We start from the raw sequence: 12,967 nt of genomic DNA, 5'->3' as shown, positions 1-12,967 counted from the left end.
ACGCTCAGTTGTCCAGGATCTTCAGCTCGGGGTGGGCGGTGCCGCCCTCGATCGCCGTGGAGGCGATGTGCGAGGCCACCCGCGGGTCGACCGGGTCGTTGGCCGGGTCGTCCAGCACCCGCAGGTGCTCGTAGGTGGTCGAGCGCTGCGCCGGGACGCGGTCGGCGGCCCGGATGAGGTGGATCAGCTCGGTGAGGTTGGAGCGGTGCTTGGCGCCCGCCGCCGAGACGACGTTCTCCTCCAGCATGACCGACCCGAGGTCGTCCGCGCCGTAGTGCAGCGACAGCTGGCCGGCCTCCTTGCCGGTGGTGAGCCAGGAGCCCTGGATGTGGGCGACGTTGTCGAGGAACAGGCGGGCGATCGCGATCATCCGCAGGTACTCGAAGACGGTGGCCTGGGTCGAGCCCTTCAGGTGGTTGTTCTGCGGCTGGTAGGTGTACGGGATGAAGGCCCGGAAGCCGCCGGTGCGGTCCTGCACGTCGCGGATCATCCGCAGGTGCTCGATCCGCTCGGCGTTGGTCTCGCCCGTACCCATCAGCATGGTGGAGGTGGACTCCACGCCGAGGCCGTGGGCGATCTCCATGATCTCCAGCCAGCGCTCGCCGGACTCCTTCAGCGGGGCGATCGCCTTGCGCGGCCGCTCGGGCAGCAGCTCGGCGCCGGCGCCGGCGAAGGAGTCGAGGCCGGCCTTGTGGATCCGGGTGATGGCCTCCTCGACCGTGACGCCCGAGATCCGCGCCATGTGCTCGACCTCGGAGGCGCCCAGCGAGTGGATCACCAGCTGCGGGAAGTCGGCCTTGATCGCCGAGAACGCGCGCTCGTAGTACTCCACGCCGTAGTCCGGGTGGTGGCCGCCCTGGAACATGATCTGGGTGCCGCCCAGCTCGACCGTCTCGGCGCAGCGGCGCAGGATCTCGTCGAGCTCGCGCGACCAGCCCTTGTCGCTCTTCGGCGGCACGTAGAAGGCGCAGAACTTGCACGCCGTCACGCAGACGTTGGTGTAGTTGATGTTGCGCTCGATGATGTACGTCGCGATGTGCTCGGTACCCGCGTAGCGGCGGCGGCGCACCGCGTCGGCGGCGGAGCCGAGCGCGTGCAGCGGCGCGGAGCGGTAGAGCTCCAGCGCCTCCTCCGGGGTGATCCGGCCGCCGGCGGCGGCCCGGTCGAGCACGGCCTTCAGGTCGGTGCTGGACGCATCGAGGGTGGTCGCTGCGAGCTCGGTCACCTGGCGGCCTTCTCTCTACTCAAGTGCTACTCGGGTACGGCCGAACCAGCCTACGCCAGCGCCTTCCGCCCCCCGCGTCAGCCTGCCGGGCCGGACCCCGACCCCCGACCGCGGACCACCGACCGGCCCCGGAGAAGGACCGGACCGCTCTGCCTACGACCCCAGCGGCAGCGCCGCCGGCTCCAGCAGCCGCACCGCGACGTCCGGGGCGAACCCGCTGTCGTGCGCGACCCGCCGGGCGAACTCCGCGACCCCGGCCAGCTGTCGCTCGCCGAGCGAGAAGTCGAGCGCCTCGCTGAAGTACCGCTCCAGCACGTCCGCCCCGAAGGCCTCCCAGCGGGCGGCCTGCTCGGCGACCTTGGCGGCCTCCACCAGCGAGAGGTCACGGGACTCCAGGAAGGCCCGGTGCACCGCGGCGGTCAGCTCCGGGGCGCGCTCGGCGAACTCGCGCCGCACGGCCCAGACCGCGAAGACGAACGGCAGGCCGGTCCACTCCTTCCACATCTCGCCGAGGTCGTGGACGGTCAGCCCGAGGTCGGCGGCCTGTCCGAGATAGGCGCGCAGGGCCGGGTCGCCGATCAGGACGGCGGCGTCGGCCTCGGCCAGCATCGCGCTGAGGTCCGGCGGGCAGCTGAAGTAGTCCGGGCGCACGCCCTCGCGCTCCTCCAGGAGCAGCCGGGCGAGCCGCACCGAGGTCCGGCTGGTGGAGCCGAGGGCGACCCGGCGGCCGTCGAGGTCGGCGAGCGGCACCTTGCTCACGATCAGGCAGGACATCACCGGGCCGTCGCTGCCGACCGCGATGTCCGGCAGGACCAGCAGGTCGTCCGCGTTGCGCAGGTACTCCACGCAGGTGATCGGGCCGATGTCGAGGGCGCCGTCCACGAGCCGGTCGCTCAGCTTCTCCGGAGTGTCCTTGGTGAGGTCCAGGTCGAGCAGGTTGCCGGTCCTGGCGAGCCCCCAGTAGAGGGGGACGCAGTTCAGGAACTGGATGTGGCCGACCCTCGGCCGGACCGGGGTGTCCTGGGTGCCCAGGGTGTCCGGGGTGTCCGGCCGGGGCTCCCGCGTCCGCGCCTCCGGTGTACGTGCTTCCGGTGCTGCCACTGCGCCGCTCCCTTGCTGTTCGTGCCTCCCCGCAGCGTATGCCTGCCGTTCGCGACCGCCCGCACCGGCCACCCGACACGCGCTCCCGGGCCACCGGCGCGCCTTTCCGGGCCGCTCTCCCGCCCTTACGACACGCGCCTTCCACACCCCAAGTGACCTCTGGTCGTCACAGCGGCCGCATGCTAGCGTTGCCCTCAGTTGCAGTTTGATTCCCCTTGCAGTACTTGAAGCCTGCGGAGCATGTAACCGCAGGCTTTTTGTAGTTTTTCAGCAATATCGAAAAATTTCGGACACGTCCGGAGGCAGGGCGATCAGCGCAGCGGACCGGGTGCCACACGGTGTGGCCCCCGACACGCATCGCAAGGAGAACGGCATGGCTCAGGGAACCGTCAAGTGGTTCAACGCTGAGAAGGGCTTCGGCTTCATCGCCCAGGAGGGCGGCGGCCCCGACGTCTTCGTTCACTACTCCGCCATCAACGCGAACGGCTTCCGTTCGCTGGAGGAGAACCAGACGGTCACCTTCGACGTCACCCAGGGCCCGAAGGGCCCGCAGGCGGAGAACGTCACCGCTGTCTGACCATCCTCTGATGATCTGATCGCTCGGGACCCGTACGGGTCCGCCGGCGGCTATCCGACAGCCGTCACCATGAGCACAAGAGCAGTACCCAAGGAGGCCCGCCGGTCCGGCGGGCCTCCTGCCTTTTCGAACGCTTCCGCGAACGCCTTCCGGTACGCCGGGCTGGGGCCCGCGAAGTTCGGGTGCGGAGAAAGGGAATGCGGAAAGGGCCCTCCCCCGTCACCGGGAGAGGGCCCTTTCCGTTCCGCCGGTCGGACGTCCCCTCAGGCGTCCGACCGGACATCCGCCCTCGGCGCCGAGCGCCCGGGCGGGAGGCCGGACGGGCCCCGGGAGCCCCAGGGGTCCGGGGCCCGGGCCTCAGGCCGCGGCCCGGGCCACCCCGCCCTGACCGGCGACGGCCGGCTTCGCGTCCTCCTCGTACAGGTCCCCGGAGGGGTTGTTGTACGCGGCGACGTCCAGGATCCGCTCCCGGGCCGCGACCACGATCGGCACGACGACCTGCCCGGCGACGTTGGTCGCCGTGCGCATCATGTCCAGGATCGGGTCGATGGCGAGCAGCAGGCCGACGCCCTCCAGCGGCAGGCCCAGGGTGGACAGGGTCAGCGTCAGCATGATGATCGCGCCGGTGAGGCCCGCGGTGGCGGCCGAGCCGACCACCGAGACGAAGGCGATCAGCAGGTAGTCCTTGATGCCCAGCTCGACGTTGAAGACCTGGGCGACGAAGATCGCGGCGACGGCCGGGTAGATCGAGGCGCAGCCGTCCATCTTGGTGGTGGCGCCGAACGGCACCGAGAAGGACGCGTACTCGCTCGGGACGCCGAGGCGCTCGGTGACGCGGCGGGTGACCGGCAGCGTGCCGACCGAGGAGCGGGAGACGAAGGCCAGCTGGATCGCGGGCCACGCGCCCTTGAAGAAGTGCAGCGGGTTGAGCCCGGCGGCGAAGCGCAGCACCAGCGAGTAGACGACGAACAGCACCAGGGCGCAGCCCAGGTAGATGTCGAGGGTCAGCGTGGCGAAGGGCTTGAGCAGGTCCCAGCCGTACTTGGCGACGGACTTGCCGATCAGGCCGAGGGTGCCGAGCGGGGAGAGCCGGATGACCCACCACAGCGCGGTCTGGGTCAGCTCCAGCACGGACTCGCTGAGCTTGAGGACCGGCTCGGCCTTGGTGCCGAGCTTGATGATCGCCGCGCCGACCACGACCGCCAGGAAGACGATCTGGAGCACGTTCACCTTGGTGAACGAGTCGACGATGTTGGTCGGGAAGATCCCGGTCAGGAAGTCGACCCAGGTGCCCTTGGAGTCGAGCGCCTTGAGGCCCTCGGTCTTCAGGTTGGTGCCCTCGCCCGGGTTGGTCAGCAGGCCCAGGCCGATGCCGATGCCGACCGAGATCAGCGAGGTGATCATGAACCAGAGCAGCGTGCGGATCGCCAGGCGGGCCGCGTTGGTCACGTTGCGCAGGTTGGCGACGCTCACCACGATCGCGGTGAACACCAGCGGCGGGACGGCCAGCTTGAGCAGCTGGACGAAGATCTTGCCGATGGTCTCCAGCGTGGTGGCCAGCCAGGAGATGTCGGCGGCGCGGGCCAGGTAGCCGAGGCCGACGCCGAGCACGAGGCCGGCGACGATCTGCACCCAGAAGGGCGTCTTGCGGATGCGGGTGAGCAGGGACGGCGACGAGGTCGCCTCGGGCGCTGTGGACATGGGGGAGCGTCTCCGGGGGCGGTGCTGACGGTGGGGTGGGGCGGAGCGGGCGGCACGGCGCGGGCCGGACGTGAGGGGTCGGGCCCCGGTCAGGGGCGTGCCGCCGCGGTACAGCTCACGGCGGTACAGCACAGGGCGCGACAACGGCGCGGGCTGTCCACAGCACCGGTCAGAGCACACGGGCGGGCGGCGCCGGGCCGCGGGCCCGGGCCGTGCATCCGCAGTGCGTCTGAGGCTGTCATGGCCGATACGTTAGCAGCAAAGGTTTGAGATGTTCAAAGTACTTGTTTGAGGTCACGCAGAGTTCCTGCCCCGCCGGACCCCGCCGCGAACCCGGACTCCGGACACGAACGAAGCTGACGCGCCATCAGATGCCATCGGTGATCGGATTGACCGCCAAGTAGTTATACGTATAACTTTGACGGCACCCCCGCCCCTGCCTGCCCACCCGGAGAGGACCCGATGGGCTACCTCGCCCTGCTCCGCGCCCCGCACGTCACCCGCCTGCTGCTCGGCACCCTGCTCGGCCGCCTGCCCGCCGGCATGACCGCGCTCGTCATCGCCCTCGCCCTGCGCGACGCCGGGGTGGCGTACGGCAGGGTCGGACTGGCCACCTCCGCCTACGCGATCGCCGCCGCCGTCGGCGGGCCGGTCCTCGGCCGGATCGTCGACCGCACCGGGCAGCCCCGGGTCCTGATCGCCTCCGCCGTGGTGGCCGGCGGCGGGTACGCGCTGCTCGCCCTCGATCCGGGCTCCGCGCTCGGCGCCCCCGTCGGGGCCGCGATCGCCGGCCTCGCGATGCCCCCGCTGGAGCCCTGCCTGCGCTCGCTCTGGCCGGACGTGGTCGAGGAGGAGGCGCTGGACACCGCCTACGCCTTCGACTCCGCCTCCCAGCAGATCCTCTACGTGGCCGGCCCGCTGGCCGTCGCCGCCGTCTCCGGGCTGTTCAGCCCCGTCGCCGCGCTCTGGATGGCCGCCGGGCTCGGACTGGTCGGCGCGCTGGTCGTGGCCACCGCCGGGCCCGCCCGGGCCTGGCGCGCCCCGGCGCGGGAGCAGTCCGCCGGGCTGCTCGGCCCCCTACGCTCCCCCGGGCTGGTGCTGCTGCTGGTCGGACTGGCCGGGGCCGGCTGGGCGGTCGGCGCGCAGAACGTGCTGTTCATCGCGTACGCCGAACAGCACGCCGACGCACTGCCCGGCGGCGGAGGCACCCTGCTGACACTGGCCGCGCTCGCCGGCCTGCTCGGCGCGCTCGCCTACGGCGCCGTCCGGTGGCGGCAGACCACGGCCACCCGCACCTGGATGATGGCCCTCGCGATGGCCGCCACCTACCTGCCGCTGGTCGCCCTGCCCGGGCCGTACCCGATGGCCGCGCTGGCCTTCCTCTCCGGGATCATGCTCGCCCCGCTGCTCGCGGCGGCGTTCGTGCTGGTCGCCGAACTGGCGCCGACCGGCACCGTCACCGAGGCCTTCGCCTGGCTGGTGACGCTCTTCGCCACCGGCAACTCACTCGGCTACGCCGTGTCCGGCAAGCTCGCCGAGGGCTCGCTGCGCCCGGTGGCCCTCTGCGCGGCGGGCGGCATCGCGCTCGGCGCCCTCCTGCTGTTCGGCGCCCGGCGCTGGTTCCACCCGGCGCCGGCCGCCCCGGCCGCGCAGCCCGTACCGGTGGGCTGACCCGCCCCGCGAACGACCGCGCCCACCGATGGTCCGGCCCGGGGGCACGCCCCCGTCCACCACCCACAGCCGCCCCGAAGCCGCCGAACGACCACCCGCCGACACGGCGCCCCAACCCCGGGCGACGCCACCCGGCAGCAGGACGGCCGGCAGCAGACCGCCCCGCCCACCGGAGAACCGGACAGCCGAACCCGCCCGCCCCACGAACGACCGCGCCCACCGATGGTCCGGCCCGGGGGCACGCTCCCGTCCACCACCCACAGCCGCCCCGAAGCCACCGAACGACCACCACCGACACCGCACCCCAACCCCGGCCGACGCCACCCGGCAGCAGGACGGCCGGCAGCAGACCGCCCCGCCCACCGGAGAACCGGACAGCCGGACCCGCCCGCCCCACGAACGACCGCGCCCACCGATGGTCCAGCCCGGGGGGCACGCCCCCGTCCACCACCCACAGCCGCCCCGAAGCCACCGAACGACCACCACCGACACCGCACCCCAACCCCGGCCGACGCCACCCGGCAGCAGTACGGGTCAGCAGCAGACCGCCCCGCGAACGACCGCGCCCACCGGTGGTCCGGCCGGGGGCACGCCCCCGTCCACCACCCACAGCCCACCAACCGCAGCCGCCCCGGAGCCGCCGAACGGCCACCGCCGACAGCGCGCCCCAACCCCGGGCGACGGCCCTGGCCGCCGCTCCCGGCCGACCGCCCTACCCCGGCGCCGTCGAGGCGCGCAGCACCAGCGAGGTGGCCAGCGGCGCCACCGGCGCCACCGGCTCCCCGCGCAGCAGCGCCGCCAGTGCGGCCGCGCCCGCCCGGCCCAGCTCCTCGCCGGGCAGGTCGACGGTGGTCAGCGGCGGGGCGAGCAGCGCGGCCACCGCGACGTTGTCCATCCCGACCACCGACAGGTCCTCCGGGACCCTCAGCCCCAGCTCGGCGGCGGCCTGGTAGACCCCGGAGGCGACCACGTCGTCGTCGCAGAGCACCGCGCGCGGCCGGTCCGCCCGCTCCAGCATCCGGTCCGCGACGGCCCGCGCGGCCCGGTGGCCGTCGTTCAGGCTCACGCCCGACTCCACCACGTCCAGGCCGAGTTCGCGCACGGCCTGCTCGAAGGCGGCCTGCCGGACCCGGAAGGTGTACGCGGAGTGGCTGGAGCGCAGCCGGCCGATCCTGCGGTGGCCGAGCGCGGCCAGGTGCTCGACCGCGGCCCGCATCCCGCCGGCCACGTCGAGTTCGACGGTCGGCCGCGCCGGGTCGGTGCCGGGGTCGGCGTCCAGGAAGACGGCGGGGGTGTCGGCGGGCAGCTCGCCGAGCTGGCTGTCGTCCGGGGAGCAGATCAGCAGACCGTCGAAGCGGCCGGCGGTGGCGGCCTCGGCGAGGGTGGCCCGGCCCCAGCCGGAACTGACCACGACGGCCAGGCCGTTGCGGCCGGCCTCCTCGTGGACGCCCTCCAGCACCCGGCCGAAGAACGGCCCCTGGAGGTTCGGCACGGCCAGCAGGATCATCCCGCTGCGGCCCAGCCGCAGCTGCCGCCCGGCCGCCTGCGGGCGGTAGCCGAGGCTGCGGGCGGCCTCCCGGACCCGCTCCCGGGTGGCCTCGGAGACCCTCCGGCCGGCCTCGGCGCCGGAGAAGACCAGGGAGACGGTGGCCTGCGAGACCCCGGCGAGCCTGGCCACGTCCCGGCCGGTGGGCCGGCGCACGGGCGCCGGCCAGGTGCCGAGCACCGCCTCGCCGGACGGCCGCCCCGAGGACGCCCCGGCCGACGAGGACGCCCCGGACGACGAGGACGACAGCGCCGCCCCGGACGGACCGTCGGACGGCTCGGGCGGCACGGAGCCTCGGATGGCGGGCACGGCGGCTGCGCTCGCGGGCTGGGCCGGGGTCAGCTCTGGCCGGCGGCCGCCGCGCGGGCGGCGTCGTCGGCGGCGTCCTCCTCGGCGTTCTGGGTGGCGATCCGCTCGGCGGTACGGCTGCGCATCCCGGAGACCTTGCCGCTGATCTGCGCGGACATCTCGTCGCGCTGCTTGCTGAGCAGCGCGTAGCTGAGCGGCGCGGAGGCGACCGCGGCCAGCAGGAAGAGGAAGATCATTCCGGCTTCACCGCTGACCGGGATGACCTGGAAGTGCCCGAGCAACAGGGCCACCAGCAGGCAGCCCAGGAAGATGCTGACCCGCAGGGAGGTGTAGCGGAGCGTGGCGTGCGACTTCTCCGGGCCGGTGCTGGTCACTCGACACATCCTTCTTCTGTGCGTTGGAGCGGGTCCTCCAGTCAAGCATGCCTGACGGCCGGAGCGGGGCACGGGGCACCGGTCCGGCAACCCGGGGCCGCCCGGGCGGCCTCAGCGCAGGTCGAGCCAGAGCGTGATGTCGTCCCGGTCGTCCCCGGGGGCGACCCGGATCGCGGCGGGCACCCGGCCGACCTCCCGGTAGCCGCTGCGGGCGTAGAAGCGCTCCAGCCCCAGGCCGCCGCGCGCGGTGAGCCGCAGCGACTCCAGGCCCCACTCCCGGGCGACCCGCTCGGCTTCGGCCAGCAGCCGGGCGCCGTGGCCCTGCCCCTGGAAGTCGGGGTGCACCATGACCCGCTTGAGCATCCGCCAGTGCTCCATGGGGCCGAAGCGCATCGACTCGAAGAACAGCACCCCGACCAGTCGGCCCGTGCCGCTCTCGTGGGCGACGAGCAGCCGGTCCGGGCCGTCCGGGGCGACCCCGGCGAACTGGCGGTCGGCGGTGTCCCAGACCTCGTCCTCGGTCACCGGCGCCACGAAGCCGACCGCCCCACCGGCGTTGGTGACGTCGGTCCACAGCCGGACCACCGCCGTCCGCAGGTCGGGGTCGAGCTTCGGGTCCAGGGTGAAGGAGAGAGTCATGGGCCGGAGCCTAGACCTCCGGTCCGACAATCCTCCCGGGCAGACCCACCACCCAGACCCCGTGACCGCCCCGGCCCCGTGACCACCCCGGCCCCACCACCACCCAGACCCCGCCGTCCCCCGACCCCGCCGTCCCCCGACCCCCACCGCCCTCACGCGGCGGCCGCCACCGCCCGCTCACCCCGCCCGCCGCGCAGCGCCAGGCAGAGCCCGACCGCGACCGCGCACAGCGCGCCGGCCCCGTACCAGGTGAGGTCGTAGTCGCCGAGCGCGTCCCGGGCCAGCCCGGCCAGGCCGGCCACCACCGCGGCGCCGATCTGGTGGGCGGCGAGCACCCAGCCGAACACGATCGGCGCGTCCTCGCCGAAGTGCCGGCGGCACAGCGTGACGGTCGGCGGCACGGTCGCCACCCAGTCCAGGCCGTAGAAGACGACGAAGGCGAGGATCGGCGGCTGGAGCGAGCCGGCCAGCAGCTGCGGCAGCAGGAGCAGGGACAGCCCGCGCAGCCCGTAGTAGACGGTCAGCAGCAGCCGGGAGTCGACCCGGTCGGTGAGCCAGCCGCTGAACACCGTGCCGAGCACGTCGAACACGCCGATCAGGGCGAGCAGGCTCGCGGCGGTGGTGACCGGCATCCCGTGGTCGTGCGCGGCCGGGATGAAGTGGGTGCCGACCAGCCCCGCGGTGGTGGCGCCGCAGATCGCGAAGGAGCCGGCCAGCAGCCAGAAGGCCCGGGTGCGGGCGGCGTCCCGCAGCACGGTGAGCGAGCGGGTCAGGGCCCGGCCGTCGGCGGCCGGCGCGGGCGGGGCCTCGGTCGCGCCGTACGGGAGCAGTCCGAGGTCGGCGGGCCGCTCCCGCATCAGCAGCAGGACCGGGACGGCGACGGCGCTGGCGGCGAGCGAGACCACGACCACGGCCGAGCGCCAGCCGTGCTGCTCGACCAGCCAGGCGCCGACCGGCAGGAAGACCAGGTTCCCGGCGGCGCCGGCGGCCGTCAGCACCCCGGTGACCAGGCCCTGGCGGGCCCGGAACCAGCGGCCGGTGATGGTGGTGGCGAACGCCCCGGCCATCGAGCCGCTGCCGAGTCCGACCAGCACGCCCCAGCAGAGCACCAGTTGCCAGGGCTCGCGCATCAGCATGGTCAGCCCGGAGCCGACCGAGATGGTCAGCAGTGCGCAGACCACCACCAGGCGCACGCCGAAACGGTCCATCAGGGCGGCGGCGAAGGGGGCGGTGAGGCCGTAGAGCGTCAGGTTGACGGAGGTCGCGCTGGAGATCGTCCCGAGCGACCAGCCGAACTCGTTGTGCAGGGCGTCCATCATCAGGCTCGGCGCGGAGCGGAAGCCGGCCGAGCCGAGCAGGACCAGCAGGGAGACACCGGCCACCACCCAGGCGTAGTGCACCCGGGGGCGCGCGGCCGGGGCGGGCGGTTCGGTGCGGGAGGCGGGGGCGAGGGCGCTGCGTTCGGTCACGCGGACGAGTGTTCCGGGCGGCCCGGGGCCGGACGAGTGGCCTGAATGACAGCTTTCGCAAGAATCGGGCCACCGCTCGCAGTAGGCTGGCCCGGACCCACCGACGCCCGAGGGGACGGCATGGCACACCTGGTCGCGGTACTCGCCCTGGAGGGCGTGATCGCCTTCGAACTCGGCATCCCCGCCCGCATCTTCGGCGGCGCCAAGGCCGCGGACGGCCGGCCGCTGTACGAGGTGGCCACCTGCACCCTGGACGGGCGGCCGACCACCACCAGCGCCGACTTCCGGATCGTGGTGGACCACGGGCCCGAACTGCTGGAGCGCGCCGACACCGTGCTGATCCCGGCCTCCGCCGACTCCAGCCCGGCCGTCGCCGACGCCTGCTTCACCCCGGAGCTGGCCGCCGCGCTGGCCCGGATCCGGCCCGGCACCCGGCTGGTGTCGATCTGCACCGGCTCCTTCGTCCTGGCCGCCGCCGGCCTGCTGGACGGCCGCCCGGCCACCACCCACTGGCGCTACACCGAGCGCTTCGCCCGGCTGTTCCCCCGGGTGCGGCTGGACCCGGACGTGCTCTACACCGACGACGGCGACGTGCTCACCTCCGGCGGGGTGGCCGCCGGGGTGGACCTGTGCCTGCACGTGGTGCGCCGGGACCACGGCAGCGCGGTGGCCAACGCGGTGGCCCGCAACTGCCTGGTGCCGCCGTGGCGCGAGGGCGGGCAGAAGCAGTACGTGGAGGCCCCGAGCCCGGTGGAGTCCGGCGGCAGCGGCACCGCCGCGGTGCGCGCCTGGGCACTGGAGCACCTGGACCGGCCGCTGGCGCTGCGGCAGCTCGCCGACCGGGCGGGGATGAGCGTACGGACCTTCACCCGGCGCTTCCGCGAGGAGACCGGCGCCAGCCCCGGCCAGTGGATCACCACCCAGCGCACCGAGCGCGCCCGCCAGCTGCTGGAGCGCACCGACCTGACGATCGATCAGGTCGCCCGGGAGTCCGGCTTCGGCACCGCCGCCTCGCTGCGGTCGCAGCTGCGCGGCCGGCTGGACGTCGCTCCGAGCGCCTACCGGCGCACCTTCCGCGCGTCCTGACCAGGGCTCGGGAGGTGGCCGTCGCCCGGTGGCCGGATCCCGTCGTTCCGGGCCGACGCATTGGATGGCGGCAGGCCGCACGCACTCCGAGCACGGCACGACAGGCCGCCATCCAACCGCGGCGCGCGAGCCCTGAACCCGCGCCACGCTCTCCGCACTCGCCGAGGAGCGGCCCGTGACCGACCGTCCGCGATCCCCCCTGCTGGCACGAATCCCCTGGACAGCAGCACCGCGGCGGTGGACGGACGTCCCCTCGGCGTCCCCTCGCGACGGAGCACCGCACCCAAGCGTGATCAATCGGATACGTCACGTCAATGGGTAGTCCGAAATTCGGAATGGTTGCGTCACCTTTCGGCCGGTGATCAGCCCCGGTGATCGGCACGTCCGAACGCCCGCCGCGAAAGCCGCTATTGCGCCAAAGCCGCCCAGTCCACGTCGGCCAGCGGATCGACCGGGCGGGCGTCGCTGCCGATCTCGCACCAGACCCGCTTGCCCGGGCCGTCCGGGTACCAGCCCCAGCGCTCGCAGAGCAGCTCGACCAGCTCCAGGCCGCGCCCGTTGGTCGCGTCCTCGTCCGCGCCCGCGTGCCGCGGGGTCGGCGCGGCCCGGCTCGCGTCGGCCACCTCCACCCGCAGCGGCCCGGGCCGGCCGCCCTCCTGCGGGCCGTCGGCCACCGGCAGGCAGAGCCGCAGCACGGCCGGACAGCCGGTGTGCACCACGGCGTTGGTCACCAGCTCGGAGACCACCAGCACCACGGTCTCGGCCATCGGCGCGTCCGGGTCCACCCCGTGGTTCAGCAGCCGCGAGCGCACCCACCGGCGGGCCCGGCCGACTTCGGCCGGGTCGGCCTGCACCGCCAGCTGTACCTGAAGAACCTGCACCGCTCTCCACCACCCGCACTCGCAGTTCGGCCTTGGTCCCGATCGGGTCGGATCGGCCGGCGGGCCCGGGCCCGTCGCCCGGCGCCACCCGAGCCGCGCCCCGGCGCCCGCGCGTTCCGTCCGCCCGCACCACTCGTCCGCGCCGTCTCGTCGGTCGGGCACCGGCCGCGACACGAATACGCCTCAGGATGGGCGGGGGGACGGAGCGCAGCAAGCGCTTCGGGCATATTCCGGCGATCGGGCGACAGGGCAGTGCATACTGTCCCGTTCACGCTCGCGAGCCTCGCACCGGTGATCGTCCGGCCCGGGCCGACCCACCGGCTCCGCAGTCGGGAACCTACCTCCGGGTGCCCCGCGCACCCCGGCCGCCACTCGCGAACCACCCGTG

11 protein-coding genes are annotated in these 12,967 nt (G+C 73.9%); 3 read left to right on the top strand and 8 right to left on the bottom strand.

Annotated elements, in window-relative coordinates; genetic code table 11:
• Positions 1-4: 4 nt before the first annotated feature.
• Positions 5-1,225 carry a cyclic dehypoxanthinyl futalosine synthase gene (gene mqnC / locus ACH5AR_RS29515; RefSeq protein WP_396304580.1) on the bottom strand — a complete coding sequence of 407 codons (1,221 nt, stop codon included), beginning with the start codon at positions 1,223-1,225 and terminating at the stop codon, positions 5-7.
• Between the two features lie 153 nt (positions 1,226-1,378).
• Positions 1,379-2,257 (bottom strand): menaquinone biosynthetic enzyme MqnA/MqnD family protein, encoded by an 879-nt coding sequence (locus tag ACH5AR_RS29510; RefSeq protein WP_396304619.1) that lies wholly within the window; start codon positions 2,255-2,257, stop codon positions 1,379-1,381.
• A gap of 442 nt (positions 2,258-2,699) precedes the next feature.
• Here ACH5AR_RS29510 and ACH5AR_RS29505 point away from each other — a divergent pair, with 442 nt between their 5' ends.
• On the top strand, positions 2,700-2,903 hold the full coding sequence (locus tag ACH5AR_RS29505; RefSeq protein WP_189920031.1) for a cold-shock protein: 204 nt from the start codon (positions 2,700-2,702) through the stop codon (positions 2,901-2,903).
• Positions 2,904-3,260: 357 nt separating this feature from the next.
• Here ACH5AR_RS29505 and ACH5AR_RS29500 read toward each other — a convergent pair whose 3' ends face one another.
• Entirely contained in the window at positions 3,261-4,604 is a 1,344-nt protein-coding gene (locus tag ACH5AR_RS29500) for a dicarboxylate/amino acid:cation symporter (RefSeq protein WP_396304579.1), read from the bottom strand.
• A 462-nt stretch (positions 4,605-5,066) separates the two neighbouring features.
• Here ACH5AR_RS29500 and ACH5AR_RS29495 point away from each other — a divergent pair, with 462 nt between their 5' ends.
• Positions 5,067-6,275, top strand: a complete 1,209-nt coding sequence (locus tag ACH5AR_RS29495) for an MFS transporter (protein ID WP_396304578.1) — start codon at positions 5,067-5,069, stop codon at positions 6,273-6,275.
• Between the two features lie 712 nt (positions 6,276-6,987).
• Here ACH5AR_RS29495 and ACH5AR_RS29490 read toward each other — a convergent pair.
• The 4 genes from ACH5AR_RS29490 to ACH5AR_RS29475 form a co-directional block, all read right to left on the bottom strand.
• Positions 6,988-8,130: a LacI family DNA-binding transcriptional regulator gene (locus ACH5AR_RS29490; protein WP_396304577.1), complete on the bottom strand. Its 1,143-nt coding sequence runs from the start codon at positions 8,128-8,130 to the stop codon at positions 6,988-6,990.
• Positions 8,131-8,159: 29 nt separating this feature from the next.
• Positions 8,160-8,504 (bottom strand): DUF4229 domain-containing protein, encoded by a 345-nt coding sequence (locus tag ACH5AR_RS29485; protein ID WP_396304576.1) that lies wholly within the window; start codon positions 8,502-8,504, stop codon positions 8,160-8,162.
• A 111-nt stretch (positions 8,505-8,615) separates the two neighbouring features.
• The gene (locus ACH5AR_RS29480) at positions 8,616-9,143 is read right to left on the bottom strand and encodes a GNAT family N-acetyltransferase (protein WP_396304575.1); all 528 of its coding nucleotides are present in this window, start codon (positions 9,141-9,143) and stop codon (positions 8,616-8,618) included.
• A 152-nt stretch (positions 9,144-9,295) separates the two neighbouring features.
• Positions 9,296-10,612, bottom strand: coding sequence for an MFS transporter (locus ACH5AR_RS29475; RefSeq protein WP_396304574.1), 1,317 nt, complete (start codon positions 10,610-10,612; stop codon positions 9,296-9,298).
• A 120-nt stretch (positions 10,613-10,732) separates the two neighbouring features.
• Here ACH5AR_RS29475 and ACH5AR_RS29470 point away from each other — a divergent pair, with 120 nt between their 5' ends.
• Positions 10,733-11,698: a GlxA family transcriptional regulator gene (locus tag ACH5AR_RS29470; RefSeq protein ID WP_396304573.1), complete on the top strand. Its 966-nt coding sequence runs from the start codon at positions 10,733-10,735 to the stop codon at positions 11,696-11,698.
• Between the two features lie 407 nt (positions 11,699-12,105).
• Here ACH5AR_RS29470 and ACH5AR_RS29465 read toward each other — a convergent pair whose 3' ends face one another.
• Positions 12,106-12,579 (bottom strand): ATP-binding protein, encoded by a 474-nt coding sequence (locus ACH5AR_RS29465; protein ID WP_396304572.1) that lies wholly within the window; start codon positions 12,577-12,579, stop codon positions 12,106-12,108.
• Positions 12,580-12,967 lie beyond the last annotated feature (388 nt).

The organism is Kitasatospora sp. NPDC018619, assembly GCF_044391605.1.
Lineage (GTDB): Bacteria > Actinomycetota > Actinomycetes > Streptomycetales > Streptomycetaceae > Kitasatospora.
This window is presented reverse-complemented; position numbering and strand designations above follow the sequence as displayed.